The following is a 23543-nucleotide window of genomic DNA, read 5'->3' as shown; positions in this document are numbered from 1 at the left end:
TTCAAAAATAGCAATCTATTTGAAGTGAATAAAAATATTTGAGAAATTAAAGCGCTTGTATAGGTAAGTCTTTGGAAGAGGTGTATAATAGTCATCATGTTTCGACTATCGAAGAAATGAGAGGCTTGATCAATATGAATACACTTTCCGGGTCAAAACGGACCCGTCTTGCATTAATGCTCGGGGCACTTGGCGCAATGGGTCCCTTAACCATTGATATGTATCTGCCAGCTTTTCCAACGATTGCTGCAGATTTGATGACGAGCGCTTCATCTGTACAGCTCAGCTTAACTGCATGTTTGCTGGGACTCGGTTTAGGTCAGTTAATGAATGGACCGTTAAGTGATGTGCACGGCAGAAAAAAACCGCTTGTCATTGCACTGATCGCTTATGCAATTGCTTCATTTGCCATTGCATTTTCACCAAATATTTACGTTTTAATTGGATTGCGTTTCCTGCAGGGTTTTTCTGCTTCGGCGGGGATCGTGATTTCCCGTGCGATTGTCAGAGATTCATACAGTGGAAGGGAACTGACCAAGTTTTTTGCACTGTTGATGCTGATTAGTAATCTTGCCCCAATACTGGCACCGATTGTTGGCAGTACCATTTTGCTTTTTACAGATTGGAATGGTGTTTTTATCGTTCTGGGCATCGTGGGAATTCTGCTTTTCGCACTGATTACACTGCGTCTGGAAGAAACATTGCCAGAACAATCACGAGTGCCGAATAATATTGGAGAAACGGTGAAAAACTTTAAATCTCTGATTACGAATCAGCAATTCCTGGGTTATTCACTAGCTCAGGGCTTTATGATTGCTGGTGTATTCGCCTATGTTTCAGGTACACCATTTGTTTACCAGAATATTTATGGTTTTTCAGAGCAGGAATTCAGTTATCTGTTTGGGTTAAATGGAATAGGTCTGATTATTGGAACACAGTCTGTCGGACGTCTCTCCCATAGAATTTCAGAACGGCAATTTTTGCTTTATGGATTATCACAGGCTGTCACAGCTGGGGCCGTTTTGACGATTACTGTACTGTTAGATGGTCCATTTTTCTTTGTTGCGCTGCCACTGTTTTTCTTTGTCATGTCAATCGGAATGGTTGCGACCGCATCATTTTCTCTGGCGATGCAAACACAGGGGCATATTGCCGGAAGTGCTTCTGCATTTCTTGGAATGCTGCCGCTTGTGCTGGGTTCTCTCACTGCACCACTTGTTGGGATTGCGGGGGAATACTCCGCTGTGCCAATGGGGCTGATTATTTTAAGTGCAAGTATCCTGGCACTCGTTGCATACTTTGGCCTGGCTCGTCGTGCAGAGAAGAAAGCGGATGAATTGTTTAGAGAAAGCTAATAAATTCAAAGTGCACTTGTATGAAATAATTGAAACACCAGCCTCCTATCATTCAGGGAGCTGGTGTTTCTTTAGTTCGCATAATTCATGTACGTTTCCAAAAGGGTCTTTAAAAGCTGCGTATCGACTGAAATCATTTTCATTCGGTACAACGTGTAAAAATTGCACGCCTTTAGATTGTAATATCTTCATTTCCCGTTCGATATTATCCGTTTCAAAAACGAACACTGTTCTGGCTTCTCTTGAGTAATCACCGGGAGAAGTGTTACGGTTTGCTAAATAGAAATGTACTTTTGTTCCCTCGGTACGCATTTCCAGATGATAGTTGTCTTCTTTTATAAAGCTCCAGCTTAATAAATCACTGTAATACGTCTTGGCTATCTCAAAGTCAGTGACGAAAATCGTCAGCATATGCAGTTTCATGATGTCACCTTGCTTTTGCGTGCAGCATTACGTACAGTAGCAAAAGTGATCATTGCAACCAGGAATAAAATTGTATTGATTGTCATGACTAAACCGCTGAATTCGCCATCAAAGGCAGTCTGGTTGATTAGGAAAGAAAAATGCATCAGCGTGATAATCACGATCATGAGGTTAACCGCTTTCATATACTCAGATCCTCTCTTTTTAACATATTGATAGTGTAGCATGAAGGATGGGTCTTTTGTCATTAAGCTTGCAAGGTATACCTTTGAACTCACAAACAATCCCGCTATAGGCGTTTACCTTCTATAATCAAGTGAAATATTGGTAATAAGGAGTGTGACAAAATGAAAAAAACAGCTTTATTACTAATAGATATGATGAATCATATGGAGTTCGAAGGTGGGGACGACCTGCTTAAAAACTCGATTCCGATGGTTGAGCGGCTAAAAGAATTAAAGAAACGTGCCAAAAAGAAAGGGCTGCCCGTCATTTATGTGAACGATCATTTCAACCACTGGCAGGATAATACGGATGCAGTCGTAGAGGAATGCAGAGAATCCAAAGGGAAACCGGTTGTTGAAGAAATACTGCCTGAAGATAATGATTATTTCATTATCAAACCGAAGCATTCAGGATTTTTTGGCACCCAGCTGGACATTCTCTTAAAACAGCTTAATGTTGAACGCTTAATTATCACCGGTGTGGCGACTGATATATGTGTACTCTTCACAGCAAATGATGCACATATGCGGGAATATGAGATCTGCGTGCCTGAGGATTGTTCAGCGGCAGAATCAAAGGAAGCGCATGACAGTGCAATGAGAATCATTAAACAATCGTTAAATGCTGATATACAGATTGCTGAAAAGATATCACTTTAAGAGTGAAAGAAGGAGTATCAGCAAAAGAAGAGAACGGCTGCAGCGGGTGAAACAGCAGAACGATTAAAGAGTCTTCCGGGATCGGATTGAAGTGATATGTGTTCATGTTACTCATTATTGCTGCGGCTATTTATCAGTTAGAAAATGCGATCGCCCATAAAACGGACGACCGCATTTTACCACTCTAGTATACCCTTCAAATCTTCATAAACTGCATCAGGCTTTAACTGTAATTCCTCTACAGGAAGTCCGTTTCTATTAATCCACGCCGTATGAAATCCAAAACTCTTTGCGCCGGATATATCCCAGCCGTTTGACGACATGAATAAGACTTCTTCACGCTTAACGCCGGCTTTCTCAAGTGCATATGCATAAGCTGCCGGTGCCGGCTTATATTGTTTGATCTCATCTGCACTGATGACATCCGAAAATAATGGCTCCAGCCCTGAAAATTGGATCAGAGGATGAAGCATATTTTCCGAGCCGTTTGAAAAAACGATCAATTCATTACCCTGTAATTGCTTTAAGACTTCTTCTGTTTCATCGTAATGCTTTAACTGACGATAGCTCTCGAGCATGTGCTCAATTTGATCTTCATCAATAGACTGATCATTCTCTTTCACAGCGTAAACCAGTGAATCCCGTGTCACCTGGTCAAACGGTTTGTAGCGCCCCATTACCTGCCTTAAAATAAAATACTCCACTTGTTTCTTGCGCCACGTCTGACTGATGGCTTCCCCTTTATCGGGATAAAGAGAATTAAGCTCTTTCATCACTGAATGAACGTCGAATAACGTCCCATATGCATCAAATATGTATGCTTTAATGGTTGGCATCTGCCTCATCTCCTTAGCGGATGTTTTCCCTTTTTTTATACTAAAATAACCCAAAAGTCCTGTAACTTTTATGAAAGTCAGTCGTCTGATTAAATAAGAAAAATTTTCAAGGAGAACTATACATCATGAGAAAACCGGTCATCATCGCACTCGTTCTGTTTTTTGGTCTGGCAGGGATGATTTTTGCATCCAACCAATTTGAAAAAAGTTATGCAGCTACTGTTCAGTATTGGGATGAAGAAAAGCAGTTATATGGAGAAGAGTCTATGGTGTTAAATGACGAAGAACAAAAGGAGCTTAGAGAGGTGCTGAATAGCTCAGACTATCAGTCGCGTCAGTCTGAGATGGCAGTTGTTGCCGATGTAAAGCTTACATTTACATATGAGGATAATCGGCGCGAAAGTATTTATCTGTGGAAAGAAAGCGGGCAGTATTCAAGATTTACCAGCTCTGAGAAAGACGGCACTTTTACTTTGAAGAATTCTAATGCAAAAAAGACAATTGGAGAAATCTTATCACGCTGGGAGTGAGAAGGTGTGACAGCAGCTCAAAAAGGAATGATTGCGATTGGACTGACGATTTTGTCCGGATTATTTGCATTAAAGGGCCTTAGTTTGAGTCAGTCACTTGATGATAGAGACGGTGCAGGTACAGGTGTTTATTTTTTGTTTTTCGAAATAAATGACCGGGTCTCCTGGGGCAACGTCATGGGGTATGCTTACGGTTTTTGGACTGCGAGCCTTATCCTATTCATTACAGCAAGCCTGTTTGTGAAAAGTATCAGAGTAAAAAAATTAACATTACACGAAAGAAAATCCTGAATCACTCCGATTCAGGATTTTCTTCTTTGTATTTTCGGTTCCAGAAATTCATCGCAATTGCTGCGAATAAATCACCAATAATGGTGAATAAAGCTGCCATTTAAAAACCTCCAATAAAATTAAACCATTCCTTCTTCATCATCATCAGACTGCTTTTCAGCATACTGCCAAAGAAAATAGATAATCCATGCTGCAATTACTGGTGACATCGCAAGCAGACTTCTGCTTTCAGGTAATATGTAAAGCAATATGACACTAATAATAAACGTCGGGAGTACGAGCATTAGATATTTCACTTTAGGATCCATCATCATGTTTCCTCCTCTTGAGTAAATTTATTATAACATTTTGACAATTAGAATGCGAATCAGGGTTGTGAGAAAGTGTATTAGCGAATGACTTTTTAAAAGAAGATATTCAGTCCTTGTTTCAATGGTTTGAGAACTTATATTTCTGTTTGAGTACTAGTAACACTGTCGAGCAAAGAATATAATGACATCGCTTATTCTCTTAAAGGGGAACAATAGAAGAGAATTATCTGTTATATTTTAAGTAAAAATGGAGGTAATTATGCAACAGTCAGTCGAACGATTATTTTCGCACAAACTGCTTACAGTGGCTGCATCAAGATTTGGTGCAGACGCCACTGAAGCTAAAAATCTGAATGGTTTTGAGAATTATGTTTATGAAGTGTCTAAAAATGGGGTCCCTTATGTACTCAGACTCACTCATTCGTCACACCGCACGAAAACTGAAGTGGAAAGTGAACTGTTATGGATTAATGATCTGCATAAAAGAGGGATCAATGTATCACTCGTGAACAAGTCTGAGCAAGGTGAACTCGTGGAAGTGATTCAAGCTGAGGATACGTTCTTTTATGCCTGTCTTTTTAACAAAGCGCCCGGTTCACCCGTGAAATTGAATGATCCGGTATTCGATGTTCCGCTTTTTGAAAAATGGGGAGAGATAACGGGAGAGTTACATACTGCAGCAAGAGGTTTTGATACTGCCCAAATTGATCGTCCTCACTGGTATGAAGATGATTTGATTGAGCTTGATCAATACTTATCTGCAGAAGATGAACTGATTATACAGGGGAACCGTGAACTTGTTGGCCGCATCCGTCAATTACCGGATGATCAACGCATATATGGGCTGATACATTCTGATATCCATATGGGCAATTTTTTTGCTCATGAGGGTGAGATTCACCTTTTCGACTTTGATGACTCAATGTACTTTCATTATGTTAGTGACATTGCAATCCCGCTTTATTATATGTCTTTATGGAAAAATAGAGAGCTTTCGCTTGAAGAGCGTTCCGCACAGGGTAGAGTATTCCTGAAATCTTTCCTAAAGGGCTATCTTCGCAAAAGTGATCTTGATCAGGAATGGCTGCAGAAGGTTCCGCTGTTTTTGAAAATGAGAGATTATACACTCTACGGCGTATTTCATAAACAGGTGGATCTTGAAAACGCGAGTGAACGGGAGCGTGCCCTTGTTGAGAGCTTACGTGAGCGTTTATTAAATGGAGAGCCAATTGTAGACCTGAATTACGAGAGTATTTATAAAGAATTAAGTCAGGAAGCCTGAAATTCCCTCAACAGTTAAAGAATAATTCTCCTCAGGAAGGGTATGGTTACTAACAGATTATACATATCTGACAGGAGGAGATTTTTAGTGAACAGAGGAGTTTGGACTTCATTATCTGCCATTGGGGTTGCCCAGGCATTAAAAATTGTAACGCACAAAAAATTGACTGGTAAATGGGAGCTGAAACCGCTTGTGCAGACAGGCGGGATGCCAAGTTCTCACTCAGCCGGCGTAGCCTCACTGGCAGCGTACGTGGCTGCAAACCGTGGGACAAGGCATATTGAAACAGCCTTAGCAATCGTATTCGGAACCATTGTAATGTATGATGCCCAGGGCGTCCGCAGACATACTGGTGAGATTGCACGCCTTGTAAATGACCTTGAAGATCATTTCGAAATTATTTCAGATGATTATCCAAGCCTTCAGTTTGAAAAGCGCGATAAAGAATTAAAGGAATTATTGGGTCACCAGCCGTTAGAAGTACTGGCAGGAGGAATTTTCGGCATTCTTTACGGTATTGCCTCAGCAAAACTTGAGGATCGAAAGTATGAAACAGATCAGCCGCAACCTATGATTGCTAAAGACTTTAAAGGTGAATAAAGATATCCGCAGCTTATACTGGCTGCGGATTTTTTTAGGTAGCCGCATCCAGCTGGTGTGGTTCACGTTTGTAAAGTGCTTAGTGACGGTCATATGAGCACAGTTGACTGCAGGATACACCCGGAATGACGGGAGTGTTCCGTCCGTCGATGGTCTTATTACTTAAAATGACTGTTTTATAAGAGCATACTCGGCAGTTCGATCACTCAATATGTGCTGGGTTTTTAAAATAAGCTTGCATTGAAATCGATTTTTCCATTACTATCAGTTATGTGAAAACAAAAGGATGGATCATATGAATGACAACCAATATTTCCTGAACGATTCCCCGGGCTATAAGTTGTTTCATGCTTCAAGGCTGATGAACAGCCGTTTGAATCGCAACTTCAAAGAAAATGGGTTCAATCTGACATATGAACAGTGGCAGATTTTAAGTCGACTATATGAGCGTGATGGTCAGACGCAAAACGATCTGGCTACACAAAATGAAAGAGATCAGGCGAGCGTGTCGAGACTGATTGATAACCTTATTAAGCGTGATTATGTCAAAAGGGAAGTCTATCATTTAGACCGACGGGTAAATAAAATCTCGCTTACAGATGAAGCAAAGCGTGTGAGAAAAGAGCTTGAATTACTTGCACAAAAAACCATTGACCAGGCATCCGAAGGACTATCAGAAGAAGAACTGGCGCTGACATTGAAGGCGCTTGATAAAATCAGATCAAATTTAGAATAATCTTTTTTGCGTCAAATACTTGTAAGAACAAGTTTATTCCAGCGTGCGGATAAGTCTAAATGGTATTTGTGAAAGAATATAAGTAGTGAAAAGCTCTTCTGTTTTGTGCAGGAGAGCTTTTTTGGTTGTGTAGTGGAGCAGGTGACAAAACTTGTGAGCTGAGGCGGTGATTTTGTGAGTTCAGCACCTTTTTTTGTGAGTTGGCAGGCGCAATTTGCAAGCTCATCAGCTATGTTTGTGAGCTTCGTATCAAAAGGCCCGGCTGCTCTCCATAAAAGAATCCACACCCCAACTCTGTTATACTAATTAAAATCTTTCAAAGCTAAAGGAGCGAGTACATATGAAAACAGCATTGGTAACAGGTGCAAATTCCGGTATGGGGCTCACGACGACAATTGAACTGGTGAAACAGGGATATCACGTAGTCATGGTGTGCAGAAATACGCGTCGCGGGAAAGTCGCATGGATCTCGGCAAAAGAACAGACGCGTTCAGAAGAGTTAACGTTAATGCAGTGTGACCTGGGTTCTATTGAAAGCATCAGAAACTTTGCAGAGGAGTTCAAAAAGAAATTTTCCAAACTGGATGTACTGATTAATAATGCAGGTGTGGTTTCATTGAAACGCCGTCTGACAGATGATCGGTTCGAATCTCATTTGGGTGTGAATCACCTTGGACATTTTCTGCTGACCAATCTGCTTCTTGACGAGCTGAAAGCTGCTGAGCAGGGAAGAGTTGTGACCGTCAGCTCTGGTGCACATAAATGGGGCAAAATTGACTTTGATGACCCTTACTTTGAAAAGGGATATAACGTTGCCAGGGCATATGGCCGTTCAAAGCTCGCAAACATTCTGTTTACAAAAGCGTTAGCTAAACGTCTTGAGGATACGAATGTTACGTCAAATGCTGTTCACCCGGGTGCAGTTTCCACAAACATCGGTGTAGACCGTAAAACGGAATTTGGTAAAGGTGTGCATAAGGTGCTGAAGCCGTTTTTCCAGTCACCTGAAGAAGGAGCTGCTACTACAGTTTATCTTGCCACAAGTCCTGAAGTTGAGGGAGTCACGGGTAAATACTTTTATAAAATGAAGGAATTCGCCGTGTCAGAAGAAGCTGATAATGAATGGCTGGCAGAAGAGCTGTGGGGCTGGAGTGAGGAACGGGTAGGACTATAAGGATTGATGAATGACGAACCCCGTCTGTGTAATGCAGGCGGGGTTTTTTTATTAGTGGCTTGGAGATCTGGCAGACGAGAATAGGTCAAAGGTTATTATTCAGCGAACTAACGACAAATTTCTCCGAACGAGATCATTTTTTCTCTGAACACTAAGTGTTATTCTCTGAACCAAGCATATTTTTCCACGAAGATCACAGGAAATTCCACGAACCAGCGCTATACTAGGCATGAAACACCATGAATTCAGAAAATTCACCAAACGCACTTGCAGGATTTCCTGCATAAAGTTACAATATAACTAGGTTACTGTTGCAAATCATTTGTTGGAGGCTATGAAATGCAGGATATACTGCAAAAATTAGAAAATTCATATTCGGCACTTAGTGCAGGTCAGAAAAAGGTTGCACGGTTATTTTTCGATAATCCGAGTGTCATTGCTTTTTCATCTGCATTAGAGGTCGGGAAGATGGTCAATGTGAGTGAATCGACTGTGATTCGATTGACGCAGAAAATTGGTTACAAAGGCTATCCGGAGGCGCAGCATCTGATACAGCGAAAGCTTGCAGAACAGCGTTTTCATGCTGATCAGGCTGATCGGCAGGAGACCCGGAGTGAAGGGCAGGCATTTTTGCATAGTCTGCTTGATGCTGATATTGCGAATATCGAAAAGCTTAAGCATTCACTGAAGGAGGAAGATCTGCTCCGTGTAGTTGATGAAATCAGCCATGCCAGGAAGGTTTACGTAACAAGTAATTTATTCAGTTTTGGCCTTGGACACTTATTTACACAGTGGATGAGTATGGTCCTCGACAATACTGAAATGCTGATGCAGGGAGACGTCCAGTACTACCAGCAGCTGTCGAAAATGGATGAGTCTGATGTCGTGATTGTTCTTGCGTTTCCGCGTTACACGAAAAATATTCTTGAAACGGTTAAAACTGCTAAATCTCAGGGAGCAGCCATTATTTCGATTACGGATTCAATGGATTCTCCGGTTGCGGAACACTCAGATATTTTACTTGAAGCGGCGATGAATTCTAATTTGAAGATTGATTCGTTTACTGCAGTAGTAGCTTTGTTGACCTCCATAATGAGATTTGTCTCAGTAAAAGAACATGAAAAAGTCAGTGCGAACTTAGAGCGTGTTGAAAAAATGTACGAGGAAAAAGAAATTTTTTACCGTGACTAAAGGTTTTTACCTTTAAAAATAAAACACAAAAAAGGGGAGCATTACTCATGAAAAAGAAGGTATTGTTTGGGTTATCATTATCAGCGGCAATGGTGCTGGCAGCATGCGGAAGCGATGATTCTGCCGAAGATACAGGAAATAGCGAAGGTGGCTCATCAGAAGCAGGAAGCGAATTCAATCTGCTTGAAGAAGGTAAGTTAACTTGGGCATCAAGTGGACTATACAAGCCATTTAACTACGAAGAAGGCGGAGAACTGAAAGGGTTTGACGTTGAGATCGGTTACGCGCTTGCTGAAAAAATGGGACTTGAGCCGAACCCGATTACAACACCATGGGAAACGATTCTGCAGGGGCTGACCGGTAACCGTTTCGATGCGATTATTGGAAGTATGGCAATTACGAATGAGCGTGCAGAACAGGTTAACTTCTCAGATCCATACTATTACTCAGGCGGGATGATCTTTGTAAACGAGAATAATAGTGACATCACGTCGCCGGAAGACCTTGAAGGAAAAACAATCGGTGTAGTTGCACAGAGTACCTATGACGAAGCTGCACAGGAATACACAGACGACATTCAATACTATAACAGTGATGTTGTGGCACTGAATGATTTAACGATTGAAGGGCGACTTGATGCCGTTATTACAGCCGATGTAGTTGGGTTTGAAGCACAGGCGCAGGGGCTTGAAATTAAAGAAGTTGGCGATCCATTATGGATTGAAAAAGCAGCTGTCGCTGTAAATAAAGATGATGAAGCATTGCTTGAAGCAATCAATGAAGCATTGGCAGAAATCGTGGAAGATGGTACGTATGATGAGATCTCAAATGATCTTTTCGGACGTAATCTTCTTGAAACCGAAACTGAAGGAATTGAAGTATTAGAATAAGTCCATAAGGTAGGAAGGTGTTAGTATGCCAGAGATATTCGGAACACTGATTGATGTGTTTACCCGAACGCTTTCCGGCTTTTTGGAAGCTACTGTCATTACCCTTCAGTTAACAGCAGTCGGGATCATTCTCGGCTGTCTGTTAGGGTTATTCTTTGCGCTTCTGAAATTGTCGAAAGCAAAACCGCTGCAGATGATTGCGAATTTTTATATTACTGTGATCCGTGGAACTCCGCTGATCGTACAGATTATGTTTTTATATTTTGGAATTACCGAATTTGTCACGCTGTCCAACTACTGGGCAGGAGCAATTGCACTTGGGGTGCACAATGGTGCCTATATTGCAGAGATTTTCCGTGGGGCGATTCAGGGTGTCGATAAAGGACAGACAGAAGCGAGTTTTTCACTTGGGATGACAAAATCCCAGACGATGAAACGTATCGTCTTCCCGCAGGCACTGCGTCGTTCAATCCCGCCTCTTGGTAACCAGTTTATCATTGCGCTGAAGGATTCTTCCCTTGTTTATGTCATCGGTGTAGCCGAGCTGTTCTCCCTTGCAAACAGAGAAGCGGCACAGTCTTTTCAGCCGTTTGAAACCTATTTAATTGTCGGATTCTACTATTTAGTTCTCGTTATGATCTTCACATACCTGCTCAGATGGTATGAAAATAAACTCGATTTTGATAAAGATTAAGGAGGGTCGCACATGATTAAAGCGAATAACATTCATAAATCATTTGGTGACCTGGAAGTCTTAAAAGGCATTGATCTTGAAGTTCAGCCATCAGAAGTAGTGGTATTGGTCGGCGTCAGCGGATCCGGTAAAAGTACACTTCTGCGCTGTTTTAACTTTTTGGAAATGATCAATGATGGTGAAATTACGATTGATGGCACCACAATTAATCACAAAAAAGATAACCTGTCTAAAGTTCGTGCAGAAGTAGGGATGGTGTTCCAGCACTTTAACCTGTTTCCGCATAAAACTGTGATTGAAAATATCATTGAAGCGCCTATGCAGGTCAAGAAAAAGAAGAAAGCTGCTGCGATCAAACATGCAAAAGAGCTGCTTGATAAGGTAGGACTTGCAGATAAAGCAGATGTCTATCCGAATAAGCTTTCAGGTGGTCAAAAACAGCGTGTTGCAATTGCGCGTTCACTTGCCATGGAACCTAAAGTGATGCTGTTTGATGAGCCAACCTCTGCACTTGACCCGGAGCTCGTAACTGAGGTGCTTCAGGTTATGAAGAATCTTGCTGAAGAAGGAATGACGATGGTTGTCGTAACTCACGAGATGCGCTTTGCACGTGAAGTTGCAGACCGGATTATTATGCTTGATGAAGGTGTCATTATTGAATCAGCAGACCCAAAAACATTTTTCGAGAATCCGTCTAATGAACGGACGAAGCAGTTTATTCAGCTTGTTGAGTAAAATAAATAGTGTGGAAACCGCTGCATGAAGTCAGAATTTTGGCTTTGTGTGGTGGTTTTTTTGTGTGCGTTGGTGACGGAGTAGCTGCGAAGGATCGGACATCGACACGTAGGTCAAATTACACAATTTTAAGAACCACATTGTTTTTTCTAAGAACATGATTTAAATTTCTCCGAACCGTACACTTTTTTCTGAGAACAAAGGTTATCTTTCTAAGGGCCACAGCTGTTTTTCTCCGAACCGCACATACAAATGCTCCAATCCGCTCCCCCCAACGATCCGACTTCACCTTAATTTCACACAAAGCTGTTACAATAAACGTATTCAATTTACGATAAAGCAGGTGTTAATATGTCTGGCTATAAGGTGCTGGTTGTGGAGGATGAACCGCCGATGCGGGAGCTGATTGCCTCTTTTCTAATAGAAGAACATTATGAAGTTGCAGAAGCAGCAAATGGTGTGGAGGCCCTTCAGCAATTCAAAAGTTACCATCCGGATGTCATGGTGGTGGATATCATGATGCCTTTTATGGATGGCTTTGAACTATTGAAGGAAATCCGTCAGCTGTCTGAGATCCCTTTTATTTTTTTGTCTGCGCGCGGAGAAGAGTGGGACAAGGTGAAAGGGCTGCGGCTGGGGGCAGATGATTACATCGTTAAACCATTCCATTCAGGAGAACTGATCGCACGCATAGAAACTGTTTTAAGGCGATCAGGGTCCAAAACCAGCCAGCAGGTTATCCGTTCCGGTAATATGACGCTCGACCTTGATTATATGGAAGTAAGAAGCGGAGACAGACTCATTCCTTTAACGAAAAAGGAGTTTGAGATGCTGGCGTTATTAATAAAATATAAAGGTCATACCGTCACGAGGGCCCGTTTGATGGAGCTTGTATGGGGCCCTGATTATCCCGGCTCTGAAAGAACGGTGGATACTCACATGAAAACACTGAGAATGAAACTGCCTGAAGAAAGTGACAGAATCAAAACCGTTCGGGGCGTTGGTTATCGCTTGGAGGAAACACCGTGACATTCAGCCGGAAGATTTTTTTGCTGTTGACCGGAAGTATTGGTGTCACATTGCTCGCAGCATTCATTTTTCTTCATTTCACTTATCGTGATTTATATCTGACAACAGTGAGGGAGTCAGTGGAATCGCAGGGACAGCGAACGGCTGCCCACTATCATTCAGGTGAGCTGACCGAAGAAATTATTGAAAAGATTCACTGGTATAACGTGGTTTCTGAATATGAGGTGCTGGTGGCTGACGATCTTAATGAGCTGAATCTTCTTTTTCCATACGAAATAGATGGCGAAATGCTTGTGGAGGAATCAGACCGTGAATCGTTGCTTGGCGGTCAGTCGATGATGAAAGAAGGCTATGTGTCACATTACGGAAGAGAAGTGATTGGCGGCGTTTACCCGATTACAGATGGTACAGCGACAGCCGGTTATGTATATATTTTTGTGCCGCTTGAAGGGCTTTCGCAGGTGTTTGGCAGCAGTATCCCATTATTAATCGGCGCAGGTGTGCTGTTCTTTATTGTGCTCAGCATGCTCGTCAGTAGAATCAGGCATTCGCTGTTTAAGCCGCTTGCTTCAATTGAGTCATTCTCTAAAAGTGTGTCTGATGGTCAATATACAAGGCGTCTGAAAGTGAAACAGCGTGATGAAATTGGTCAGGTATCGGCTGCGTTAAATCAAATGAGTGAAGCCCTGCAGCATCAGGAGGAACGTAAAAAGGAATTCCTGGCGGACATTATGCATGAAGTAAGAACGCCGTTAACTTATATTCAGGGCTATACAGAGCGTCTGAAGAAATCAGATCAGGATAAAGAACTCATACTTTCCACGATTGAAAGTGAAGTGCAGCGAATGAACACACTTTTATCTGAGCTGGTGGATTTGAACCGTCTGGAAGAAGGATATGCTGAATTTAACAGACAGCCGATTGCTGTTGCAGACCTGCTCTATGACACATCACAGTTATTCTCACTCGCTGCAAAGGAAAAGACGCTGACTGTAGAGGCAGATGTCGATGAAGAGCTGATTGTTGTGCAGGATGAAAAGAGACTTCAGCAGATTTTTTACAACTTGATTGAAAATGCAGTAAAGTATGCGCCTGCGGAATCAACAGTGAGAATCAGTCTGATGGAGGAAGGAGCGCATATGCTGCTGACAGTGATCAATGATTCAACTCTCACTACTGCGGAAAAAGAGCGGCTTGGAGAACGATTTTACAGGGCAGATCGCGATCGTAATCGTGAGACAGGTGGAACTGGACTGGGTCTTGCAATTGTCAAGCAGCTTGTGAGACTGATGAATGGGGATTTGACCATAGATACAGAACCATCTGCATTTAAAATTGATATTTCTATTCCGAAAGAAGGACAGTCAGAATGAAAAAATGGTTATTAATGATCGTGTCTTCTTTATTTTTAGCAGCGTGCGGAAGTGAGCCGGATGGTCCGCCGATCAGCAGCTTCAACTATACGGATCAGCATGGAGATTCATTTGGCAGCGCTGACCTTGAAGGAAAGGTCTGGATTGCTGATTTCATTTTTACAAATTGTGATACAGTTTGTCCGCCGATGACATATAAAATGGCTGATGTGCAGAAAGCGCTTGAAGAAGAAGGGCTGGACGCTGAGATTGTTTCATTTAGTGTGGATCCTGAAGTGGATACGCCTGAAAAGCTGGAAGAATTTTTAGCGCAATTCACAGAAGCTGATGAGAACTGGCATATGTTAACGGGGTATGGCCAGAAGGAAATTGAAGACTTTGCCCGTGAAGAGTTTCAGTCGCTTGTGAATAAACCTGACGATGCTGATCAGGTTCTGCATGGTGTGACATTTTATGTGATGGACCGGGAAGGCAGGGTTTTCAGTGAGTACAATTTTACAGAAGAGAATGTAGTCGGTAAAATCACTGATGATGTAGAAACTTTACAATAAGCTGTGAATAAAATGTGAAGGTCAAAGAGGCTTCACTTTAATTTCACACAAGCAGATTATACTAAGGATATTGTTGATGTAAAGGAGAAAGTGAAATGAAAAAATGGTTATTTGGATTAATGGCAGTTGTATTACTTGCTGCCTGCTCTCAAGAGGAAGAAACCGCGATTGAAATGCCGGAGATGGTTGAGGTAGAGATCTCAGTTCCTGATGATGCTGTGCCTGGTGAGGAAACGGTTTTACAGGCTGAAGTAACGCAGGGCGGAGAAGTGGTTGAAGACGCGAATGAAGTGCTATTTGAGATCTGGAATGACGCTGAAGGTACAGAAAGTGAACGTGTAGAAGCATCTCATACTGAAAACGGTGTGTACGAGGTAGCTTATACGTTTGAAGAAAGCATTTATACAGTCCAGGCGCATACGACTGCGCGTGATATGCACGTGATGCCGAAAACACAATTTCATGTAGGCGAGCCGACAGATGAGCAGATCGCTGCTGCTGAAGAAAATGCTGAGAATCAGGAGAGCAGTCATATGGATGGTCATGGCGATGGTTCTGATGATGAACATGCTGAAGATGAGGCAGGTCATGATGAAGAGGAGGACCACGACGGCCATTAAATGTTGGACGTTAGCGCAACTGAGCAGTGGGTGAGGACCGACACACCCGGGTGTTAGCACAAGAGTGCCTGGTGTATGCACCACGAAAAGTGAGATAAGCACCACGACTCGCGGGATTAGCGCAACACACATCTCGAGATCTGGCACGTCACACATAAAAAGAGCTGACTGCAAACAATCTGCAGTCAGCTCTTTTTATATTATGTCTGCTGTTCTTTCTGCCTCAATTCAATCCGGCGAATCTTACCGGAAGTTGTTTTCGGAAGCTCGCTGATAAATTCAATCTGTCTCGGATATTTATAAGGAGCCGTCATTTCTTTCGTGTGATTCTGAAGGTCTTTCACAAGCGCTTCATCACCAGTCGCATTGTCATCTCTAAGAACAACATACGCTTTTACAATGCTGCCGCGGATCTCATCCGGAGCCGCAACGACTGCACATTCACGAACAGCAGGGTGCTTCAGCAGTGCGTCTTCTACTTCAAAAGGTCCAATTGTGTAGCCTGAGCTGATGATAATATCATCACTGCGCCCTTCAAACCAGAAGTAGCCATCAGCGTCACGGGATGCCTGGTCTCCAGTCAGATACCAGTCTCCTCGGTAAGCCGCCTGGGTACGTTCGTGGTCCTTGTAGTACTCAGAAAATAGTGCAGGGCAGTCCTTATGAACAGCAATATCACCAACAGCGCCTTCTTTTGCAGGCTGACCGTGCTCATCAATAATTTCCACGTTATTCCCTGGTGTCGGTTTGCCCATCGAGCCCGGCTTTACTTCCATACCTTGAAGTGTACCTACCAGCAGCGTGTTTTCTGTCTGACCGTAGCCATCACGGACAATGACATTAAAAGCATTTTTGAATGCCTCTATGACAGGACGATTTAACGGTTCTCCTGCAGATACTGCGCTTCGTAATTCAGGCAGTTTGTAAGAAGCAAGGTTATCAAGCTTTGCCATCAGACGATATTCAGTCGGTGTACAGCAAAGCACATTAATCTTTTCTTTTTCTAAATAGGTCATATAGGTTTCAGCATTAAAGCCACCGTGATAGACAAATGCCGTTGCGCCAAGTGTGATCGTCGAAAGGAATGGACTCCAGATCCATTTTTGCCAGCCAGGTGCTGCAGTGGCCCATACGAGGTCGCCTTCCTGAACGCCAAGCCACTCTTTCGCAGCTGTGCGGACATGCGCGTAACCCCATGCATGTGTATGAATCACACCTTTTGGATTACCCGTTGTTCCAGATGTATATGGAAGGAAGGCTGTATCATGACGTGAAGTCGGTTCGCCATCGTATTCAGTTGACTGTTGATCAGCAAGAGCCTCTAAAGACTCCCATCCGTTTTCGGACCCGCCAACAATGAATTTATTATGTAATGCCTGAAGGTCTTCATCAATTGCATTTACCTCTGAAGTCGTCTCGTGAAATGCAATGACCCCTTTAGCATCCGAGTGCTTCATACGATAAGCCAGGTCTTTGTTGCGCAGCATTTCAGAGCATGGAATCGCAATGATACCGGCTTTCAGACATGCCAGATAGCTCATATATGCTTCCGGAAGGCGCGGTAAAATGATGAGTACCTTGTCACCTTTTGAAATGCCTTTACTTTTAAGTGCAAGTGCAAACTGATTCGTGCGTTCTACCAGCTCTTTGTATGAAACGTCACGTCTGTTTTGTTTATCATCAAGCCATTTGATCGCAATCCTCTTATCATCAGAAGCGAACTGATCCAGTTCTTTTGCGATATTGTACTGTTCTGGTGCAATTAAATTCTCAGCATTCATACCCATTCCCCCGTTCGATATTCTCTATGGTGTGGTGATTGAACGCTCGCTCAGCGCACGTTCTTACTTTAAATATTGTAAACGTTTCCAAAAACATTCGTCAAGGTCGTTTTGGGAATTTTCAAACAAATCAGCATCTGTAAAATAAATGAATCAGTGTTAAAATTACGATCGTCTAACCAGTAACAATTTAAAAGAGGAAGTGAGTGAATGGATCATTCTTCTGTCAGAAAACGCGATGGCTTAGAAGCCGTAATGAACGAATACGGTACGGCAGTCAAGCGGTTTATCTATACATATGTGAAGAATTGGGAGACAGCAGGTGACCTCTCCCAGGACGTATTTGTCACCGTCTATGAAAAATGGGAAACGTTTGAAGGAAGATCTTCAATGAAAACGTGGATTTTTAAAATTGCAGCAAATAAAGCGAAAGATCACTTAAAAAGCTGGAATCACAGGAAAGTCAGCCTGTTTGAACACTCATTTGAAAATGAAAAGGCAAACCGGCTTTCACTTGAAGATGAAGCAGTGCTAAAAGAGGAAAAGCAGCTACTTTTATCCATGATGATGGCAATGCCGGTGAAATACCGTGAGCTCTTACTTCTTCACTTTGAACATGAGCTGTCCTATCAGGAAATATCGGACATTTGCAGCTTACCGGTTCCGACAGTCAAGACGCGGATCAGACGCGGGAGTGAAAAGTTGAGAAAGGCCTATGTTTATCAGGAAAGGAGTGGGACTGGTCATGAGTAAAAATAAGCTTCCGGAACGACTGAACTGGCCTGATCAATCGGAGTTTTCGAGTGAGGACAGAAATGCAGTGTGGAATAAGATTAAGCGCGGTGAGAAAAAACGGTCAGCGAAGTGGCTGCCTTACAGTCTGTCTGCCGTTGCAGCGGCCGCAGCGATGTTTTTGGTTGTGCAGCTGACTGGCGTGGAAGAGCAGGCGCCGGTGGATCAGCCGGAGGAAGTTGATAAGATTGAAGAGAGCATAGAGGAAAACGTTAAGCCAGTTGAAGAACAGAATATTGATATGAGAGAGTTTGAAATTGGTGATGTGTTGAATGGGTGGACTGTCACAGATATACTTTTATCTGAAAATGAAAATGGAAACTCTTATGTAAAGTTTGATAAAACGATTGAAATGGAAGGCAATATTACTGAAAACCCTGATCTTGAATCATGGTCGTTATTTGAGCCTGACAAATTCGAGGATATTGAATTTCCAATTGATCTTGAAGGAAGTCAACTTCGTATGCAGAGAAGGCTATACTTCTATGAAAAATATTTTGAATTTGAAGGAAAGACAAAAGAAAGCGTAACGCTGCAATTCAGCGGGATCTATATTAACTTTGATACTGCTACAGGTCAGCATAATACATGGGCAATGCTGGAAGTGCCGATTGGACCACCATATTTACAGTTTGACGAAAGATCTATTAGTGAAAAGTCATCTTTTTTGGGGATTGAGGAATCTTTTGCTCTTGCTGAAAAAGTTAAAAATAAGTCGATATCATTAACAGAAATTACGCCTACAGAAATCATTAATATATTACCGAAGTTAGATTACGATGATCAGCTGCTGTTTTTTACAAATCATGAAGTACTTGAAACATACAATTTAGGTAGGACAGGTCATTCACAAATGATTAATGGTTTATCGGAAGAAGGTGAAGCACTTGAAGTGATGTTGAGTGAGGATCAGGCGTATATCGGAATTCTCGATTCAGATCAGAATGTAAGTGAGGAATTTCATTTTCAAAAAGAAAAGGGAGTTTGGAAAGTCATATCTCTTCCCGAATGGTGGTAATGTAGAACAACTTTTAGTGGTACGGACCTCTTCTCCGTGTTAAGATATTCAGGTAGATCTTAAGAAGAAGAGGTGCAATCTTGAAAAAAGGTTTTGTAATAGGGATGTTTTATCTGCTTGGATTACTGCTGCTGTCGTTTGGAATCAGTATGATGATCGTTGCGGATCTGGGCGTTGGGCCATGGGATGCATTATATGTTGGTTTATCAGAAACAATCGGTTTTACGGTTGGGACTTGGGTATTTATATTAGGAATCATTTTGATTCTGCTAAATGGTTATTTGATGAAGAAAATGCCGGATTTTCTGGCGATTATTACGATTTTCCTGATCGGCGTGTTTATGGACTTCTGGCTGCTCGTTGCATTTGCCGGAGTTGATGCACTGACAATGCCGGTCAGAGCGATGATGCTCGCTGCTGGCGTAATCATTATCGCAGTCGGAATCACGTTCTATCTGCAGGCGAACTTTGCAAGAAATCCGATTGACAGCCTGATGATGGCGATTCAGGTGCGGACTGGTAAAAGCCTGGCTTTTTCGAAGACAGTGATGGAAGTGACCGTGTTAGTCATCGCATTTCTTTTTGGCGGACCGATTGGACTTGGAACAGTCATTGTGGCATTTGGAATTGGGTCGCTGATTCAATTTTTCATCACACCGGTAACGAATACACGCAAGCGGCTGACAAATGAAACAGAAGTTGTACTTTAATAACGGAAGACCTGTTCATCGTGAACGGGTCTTTTTTTGCGCGGAAAATTTAGCTTAAATATTTTCTGAATATTCAAATTTAAGCGTGTTCAAAATGTTATAATAGTAAGCAAAAGGAGGCGTATTTCCGATGAAAAAGTTCGGGATTTTAGCAGCGGCTTCCATTCTATTGTTTTTACTGTTTCCTAATCAGGCGAGAGGTGTTGTGTCATTCGATGATGTGCCGATGAATCATCAGTTTGTCTGGGAAATTATCTATCTGCATGAACAAGTGATTATTGATGGTTATCCTGATGGAACCTTCAGACCCTACAACAAAGTAACAAGGTCACAGGCAATGAAAATGATTGGTGAAGGGATCTACCTTTACAAAGAAAAGCGGGCAACACCATTTAGTGACGTCCCGGAAAATGCTTATTATTCTGGATATGTGATGTCAGCTTATGAACAGGGTTACATTAGTGGATACAGTGACGGTACTTTCCGGCCACACAGTGATTTAACAAGAGGGCAGGCAGCCTTAATTTTTTCAAGAGCATTTAAATGGGCGGAAGCACCACCTTCAGGCTTCAGTGATGTGTCCGGTAATAGTGAAATGTCAAAGGCTGTAGCGAAACTAAAGGAACACGGTGTGACGACGGGTTATCCGGATGGTACGTTTCGTCCAAATGAAAAAATTACACGTGGACAGTTTGCGGCATTTTTAGCACGTGCAATTGAACCGTCTTTTGTGCCACAATATCAGGCGCTTCTTGAAACCTCAAACGAAATTCTTGCGCATCTGCAAAATAAAGAATTTGATCAGCTTGCAAACTATATGGGTGAAGAACCACTAACATTCTGTCCATACGCTGGAAATTGTATTGATCACGGTGGGGTACAGTTCAGTGAATCAGAACTGGATGGTTTTATGGATGATTCAACCGTGTATTACTGGGGAGATCAGGACGGGTCAGGGTTTCCGATTGAACTGACACCGGCCGAATATGATGAAGAATGGCTGATGGAAGCGGATTATGAAGCTAAATACCGCTATGACCGTTCCAAGCACTTTTCAACTCAGGAGTTAATCAGACAGAAATATCCTGCCGGCAGAGTAGTAGAATATTATTTTGAGGGAACGTCGGAATATGATTATATGGATTGGCAGAGTTTGAACCTTGTGTTTGAGAAGAATAGCAGTGGTGAGTGGGTGTTGATCGCAATTGTCAACGACCGCTGGACTATTTAATAAATGAGCCGGTCTCTGCGGAGAGACCGGTTTTTCCATTGAATTGTTATTGACTAAAATTATACATGACGTAAAATAAATACATAGTACTATTTAGAATAGGTCTTAAGATTGGGGGTGGGGGTATGAAACTTCAGAAACAGACATTGTGGGTAATTGGTGGAAGTATGTTCTTATTTCTCATTTTGCTGACGACCCTTATCCGTCCCATGCTATTGTCAGATGCACTGGCAATGGATGAAGAGAGTATGTACAAGGATATGGACCGTATCAGCAATGCGATCAGTTTGGAAGAAGACCTCCTTACCCGCCTGAATCGGGACTGGGCACAGTGGGATGATACCTATGAATTTGTTCAGGGTGGAAATCCGGACTTTATCACATCAAATATAGATGAAAATACGTTTATGAATAACCGTATTTGGCGGGTAATGGCAGTAGATGAGGACGGGGGTCTGGTGCTTGACCGCAGCTATGGGTTTGAGCCGGAAAAAGAATTGCTCACTGATCGGTTATACGGGCTGGAACCTTCAGTACACCCTTATTTAATTGGCGGTGAAAATTCTTTCTTCATGGTATCTGTTCAGCAGATTCTGCCTACTTCAAATATCGGAGCTCCAGCCGGAAAACTGATTATGGCAAGAAATATCAGTCATAACTATATTAAGCGGCTGGGTCACGATTTATCATTGAATTTATCCTCTGCAGTGATAGGGGGATTACCCGATCGTAATATGCGGACACTTAATATTGTAAATGAAGAAAGAATGTCAGGTTCATATATTCTTAGCAGCTCGATTGAATCATCTTATATGAACCTGACAATAGATAAACCACGCAGCTATTATCTTTCAAAAAGAGATGTCATTACAAAGTTTGTTTTATATTTACTGGTCTTACTGGCTGTAATTGCAATTATTCTATACGTCATGCTTGATCGTCTGATGATTTCAAGAGTAACTAGTCTGTCAAAGCAATTGAATCAGATCCGCAGTTCTAAAGACATCAGTTCAAGGGTGAAGTGGCACTTGCATAATGGAGATGAAATTCATAACCTTGGAAATTCGATTAATGGGATGCTTGATTCAGCTGAAAAAAGCCATCGTGACATATCAAAGATGGCACAGCATGATCAGTTAACGGGAATGCTGAATCGATATGGTATTATCGAGGAGTTTCAGCGTCTGGCAAAAATAGATAACACAAGTATTGCTTTTTTATTCTTTGATCTGGATGGATTCAAGCGAATTAATGATTCACTTGGACATAAAATGGGAGATATTCTTTTAAAGAAAGTTGCCGATCGCTTAAGGAGCTTTGTTGATACTGAAAATGAAGTTGTCGCGAGAATGGGCGGAGATGAGTTTCTAATGCTCATACATGCCAGTGACGCTGCCCACCTTGAAATGCGTGCCGGACAAATGATTGAAGAACTGAAGCAGAATTACGAGCTTCATGACATTAAAACATATGTTACTTCAAGTGTGGGGGTTGCACGATATCCTTCTGATGGCGCTTCTTTTGATGAGGTATTGCAGGCGGCGGACATTGCCATGTACGAAGCGAAGCGTAAAGGTAAAAATCAGCTTCTCCATTATCATGATCTGGCGGGGGATCTTGACTATAAGAACACACTGACACTTGAAAACGACTTGAAATTTGCACTTAAAAACAATGAATTGTATTTGGATTACCAGCCGATTTATACAAGCGCCAAAGATCAAATGACCGGAGTCGAAGCACTGATCAGATGGGATCATCCGGTAAAGGGAAGAATTCCTCCAAATATATTTATTCCGATTGCTGAGAACGGCAACTTTATCAGTGATATTGGTGAATGGGTACTTGAGGAAAGTATAAAGCAGACAGTGCAGTGGCGAGACAGTGGACTGGGACAGATCGGTGTCGCTGTCAATGTGTCAAAAATGCAGATGAAAAATAAAGACCGCTTCCTTGAGAAGCTGGACATGCTGCTTGATAAATACGAATTCCCTGCAGAAGAGCTACAGGTCGAAATAACAGAAAGTGATATTTTCTTCTTTGATGGCGAAATTGTGGAATTTGCTGAAGAACTCAGAAAGAAGGATGTAAGGGTTGCGCTTGATGATTTCGGAGTAGGGACATCCACATTATTTAACCTGAAAAATATGCCGGTTAACGTAGTGAAAATCGACCGGTCATTTATTCAGAATGTGCCTTCCGAAGAATTTGACTCTAAGCTGTTGAAGGGGCTTTATCAGGTACTTGACGGCATTGGGATGTATGTCATTACTGAAGGTGTTGAAACTTCTGAGCAGGTAGCGTTTATAAGGGCTAATAGCACTTCGAAAATCCAGGGGTTCTATTTTAGCAGACCGCTTAAACCGGATCAGGTCGCACTTTTATTACAACAGGAATCTGCTTATCAGCAAGCTGCCTCAGATGTGAGGTATTGAGCGGACAAATTGGTGGTTTTTTGAGAAATTAGAATAAGAGCAGTGCTGGTGAATGAAACCCAGTACTGCTC

The 23543-nt window shown here is 42.2% G+C and carries 26 protein-coding genes; 21 read left to right on the top strand and 5 right to left on the bottom strand.

Translation table 11 applies throughout. From position 1 onward, the window contains the following. The first annotated feature begins 71 nt into the window (after positions 1 to 71). Positions 72 to 1355: a Bcr/CflA family multidrug efflux MFS transporter gene (locus tag E2626_RS06470; protein ID WP_134380922.1), complete on the top strand. Its 1284-nt coding sequence runs from the start codon at positions 72 to 74 to the stop codon at positions 1353 to 1355. A 48-nt stretch (positions 1356 to 1403) separates the two neighbouring features. Here the strand turns inward: E2626_RS06470 and E2626_RS06465 are convergent, their stop codons facing one another. Beyond that, positions 1404 to 1778 (bottom strand): VOC family protein, encoded by a 375-nt coding sequence (locus E2626_RS06465; RefSeq protein WP_134380921.1) that lies wholly within the window; start codon positions 1776 to 1778, stop codon positions 1404 to 1406. Continuing rightward, on the bottom strand, positions 1775 to 2056 hold the full coding sequence (locus tag E2626_RS06460; protein WP_134380920.1) for a hypothetical protein: 282 nt from the start codon (positions 2054 to 2056) through the stop codon (positions 1775 to 1777). The genes E2626_RS06465 and E2626_RS06460 overlap by 4 nt, the downstream gene beginning before the upstream one ends. Before the next feature lie 69 nt (positions 2057 to 2125). On the opposite strand from E2626_RS06460, the gene E2626_RS06455 reads away from it, so the two are divergent. Continuing rightward, positions 2126 to 2662, top strand: coding sequence for a cysteine hydrolase family protein (locus E2626_RS06455; protein ID WP_134380919.1), 537 nt, complete (start codon positions 2126 to 2128; stop codon positions 2660 to 2662). A 176-nt stretch (positions 2663 to 2838) separates the two neighbouring features. Here the strand turns inward: E2626_RS06455 and E2626_RS06450 are convergent, their stop codons facing one another. Continuing rightward, positions 2839 to 3498 carry a haloacid dehalogenase type II gene (locus tag E2626_RS06450; RefSeq protein ID WP_134380918.1) on the bottom strand — a complete coding sequence of 220 codons (660 nt, stop codon included), beginning with the start codon at positions 3496 to 3498 and terminating at the stop codon, positions 2839 to 2841. A gap of 125 nt (positions 3499 to 3623) precedes the next feature. On the opposite strand from E2626_RS06450, the gene E2626_RS06445 reads away from it, so the two are divergent. Further along, on the top strand, positions 3624 to 4028 hold the full coding sequence (locus E2626_RS06445; protein ID WP_134380917.1) for a hypothetical protein: 405 nt from the start codon (positions 3624 to 3626) through the stop codon (positions 4026 to 4028). 6 nt (positions 4029 to 4034) lie between these two features. Continuing rightward, the gene (locus E2626_RS06440) at positions 4035 to 4319 is read left to right on the top strand and encodes a hypothetical protein (RefSeq protein WP_134380916.1); all 285 of its coding nucleotides are present in this window, start codon (positions 4035 to 4037) and stop codon (positions 4317 to 4319) included. Positions 4320 to 4438: 119 nt separating this feature from the next. Here E2626_RS06440 and E2626_RS06435 read toward each other — a convergent pair whose 3' ends face one another. Beyond that, the gene (locus tag E2626_RS06435) at positions 4439 to 4630 is read right to left on the bottom strand and encodes a hypothetical protein (protein WP_134380915.1); all 192 of its coding nucleotides are present in this window, start codon (positions 4628 to 4630) and stop codon (positions 4439 to 4441) included. Between the two features lie 259 nt (positions 4631 to 4889). Between E2626_RS06435 and E2626_RS06430 the strand changes: the two genes are divergently transcribed. From E2626_RS06430 to E2626_RS06375, 12 genes are all read left to right on the top strand, one after another. Then, positions 4890 to 5912, top strand: coding sequence for a phosphotransferase enzyme family protein (locus E2626_RS06430; protein WP_134380914.1), 1023 nt, complete (start codon positions 4890 to 4892; stop codon positions 5910 to 5912). 87 nt (positions 5913 to 5999) lie between these two features. Next, a complete protein-coding gene (locus E2626_RS06425) occupies positions 6000 to 6512 on the top strand; it encodes a divergent PAP2 family protein (protein ID WP_244094251.1) in 513 nt (170 codons plus the stop codon). A gap of 295 nt (positions 6513 to 6807) precedes the next feature. Next, entirely contained in the window at positions 6808 to 7248 is a 441-nt protein-coding gene (locus E2626_RS06420; RefSeq protein WP_134381126.1) for a MarR family winged helix-turn-helix transcriptional regulator, read from the top strand. A 340-nt stretch (positions 7249 to 7588) separates the two neighbouring features. After that, complete coding sequence (locus E2626_RS06415; protein ID WP_134380912.1) at positions 7589 to 8422, top strand: SDR family oxidoreductase; 834 nt, start codon at positions 7589 to 7591, stop codon at positions 8420 to 8422. Between the two features lie 339 nt (positions 8423 to 8761). Then, on the top strand, positions 8762 to 9613 hold the full coding sequence (locus E2626_RS06410; protein ID WP_134380911.1) for a MurR/RpiR family transcriptional regulator: 852 nt from the start codon (positions 8762 to 8764) through the stop codon (positions 9611 to 9613). A 47-nt stretch (positions 9614 to 9660) separates the two neighbouring features. Next, the gene (locus E2626_RS06405; protein WP_134380910.1) at positions 9661 to 10503 is read left to right on the top strand and encodes a transporter substrate-binding domain-containing protein; all 843 of its coding nucleotides are present in this window, start codon (positions 9661 to 9663) and stop codon (positions 10501 to 10503) included. 25 nt (positions 10504 to 10528) lie between these two features. Next, positions 10529 to 11197, top strand: coding sequence for an amino acid ABC transporter permease (locus tag E2626_RS06400; RefSeq protein WP_134380909.1), 669 nt, complete (start codon positions 10529 to 10531; stop codon positions 11195 to 11197). A 12-nt stretch (positions 11198 to 11209) separates the two neighbouring features. Continuing rightward, complete coding sequence (locus E2626_RS06395) at positions 11210 to 11932, top strand: amino acid ABC transporter ATP-binding protein (RefSeq protein ID WP_134380908.1); 723 nt, start codon at positions 11210 to 11212, stop codon at positions 11930 to 11932. 351 nt (positions 11933 to 12283) lie between these two features. Further along, positions 12284 to 12961 (top strand): response regulator transcription factor, encoded by a 678-nt coding sequence (locus E2626_RS06390; protein ID WP_134380907.1) that lies wholly within the window; start codon positions 12284 to 12286, stop codon positions 12959 to 12961. Beyond that, positions 12958 to 14334, top strand: coding sequence for a sensor histidine kinase (locus E2626_RS06385; RefSeq protein ID WP_134380906.1), 1377 nt, complete (start codon positions 12958 to 12960; stop codon positions 14332 to 14334). The genes E2626_RS06390 and E2626_RS06385 overlap by 4 nt, the downstream gene beginning before the upstream one ends. After that, a complete protein-coding gene (locus E2626_RS06380) occupies positions 14331 to 14885 on the top strand; it encodes an SCO family protein (RefSeq protein ID WP_134380905.1) in 555 nt (184 codons plus the stop codon). Before E2626_RS06385 ends, E2626_RS06380 begins: the two co-directional genes overlap by 4 nt. A gap of 95 nt (positions 14886 to 14980) precedes the next feature. Further along, positions 14981 to 15505, top strand: a complete 525-nt coding sequence (locus tag E2626_RS06375; protein WP_134380904.1) for a FixH family protein — start codon at positions 14981 to 14983, stop codon at positions 15503 to 15505. A gap of 200 nt (positions 15506 to 15705) precedes the next feature. Here the strand turns inward: E2626_RS06375 and mbcS are convergent, their stop codons facing one another. Next, positions 15706 to 17286: an acyl-CoA synthetase MbcS gene (gene mbcS / locus E2626_RS06370; protein ID WP_134380903.1), complete on the bottom strand. Its 1581-nt coding sequence runs from the start codon at positions 17284 to 17286 to the stop codon at positions 15706 to 15708. 210 nt (positions 17287 to 17496) lie between these two features. Between mbcS and E2626_RS06365 the strand changes: the two genes are divergently transcribed. The 5 genes from E2626_RS06365 (at position 17497) to E2626_RS06345 (ending at position 23472) form a co-directional block, all read left to right on the top strand. Then, a complete protein-coding gene (locus E2626_RS06365) occupies positions 17497 to 18039 on the top strand; it encodes a sigma-70 family RNA polymerase sigma factor (RefSeq protein WP_134380902.1) in 543 nt (180 codons plus the stop codon). Then, entirely contained in the window at positions 18032 to 19096 is a 1065-nt protein-coding gene (locus E2626_RS06360) for a hypothetical protein (protein ID WP_134380901.1), read from the top strand. The genes E2626_RS06365 and E2626_RS06360 overlap by 8 nt, the downstream gene beginning before the upstream one ends. An 80-nt stretch (positions 19097 to 19176) precedes the next feature. Next, entirely contained in the window at positions 19177 to 19806 is a 630-nt protein-coding gene (locus E2626_RS06355; protein ID WP_134380900.1) for a YczE/YyaS/YitT family protein, read from the top strand. A 130-nt stretch (positions 19807 to 19936) separates the two neighbouring features. Then, positions 19937 to 21037 carry an S-layer homology domain-containing protein gene (locus tag E2626_RS06350; protein WP_134380899.1) on the top strand — a complete coding sequence of 367 codons (1101 nt, stop codon included), beginning with the start codon at positions 19937 to 19939 and terminating at the stop codon, positions 21035 to 21037. Between the two features lie 125 nt (positions 21038 to 21162). Continuing rightward, positions 21163 to 23472, top strand: coding sequence for a bifunctional diguanylate cyclase/phosphodiesterase (locus tag E2626_RS06345; RefSeq protein ID WP_134380898.1), 2310 nt, complete (start codon positions 21163 to 21165; stop codon positions 23470 to 23472). The last annotated feature ends 71 nt before the right edge of the window (positions 23473 to 23543 follow it).

It is taken from the genome of Jeotgalibacillus salarius, assembly GCF_004405125.1.
Taxonomy (GTDB): Bacteria; Bacillota; Bacilli; order Bacillales; family Jeotgalibacillaceae; genus Jeotgalibacillus; species Jeotgalibacillus salarius.
The sequence above is the reverse complement of the archived record's forward strand: the minus strand, read 5'-3'. Positions and strand labels throughout refer to the sequence as shown.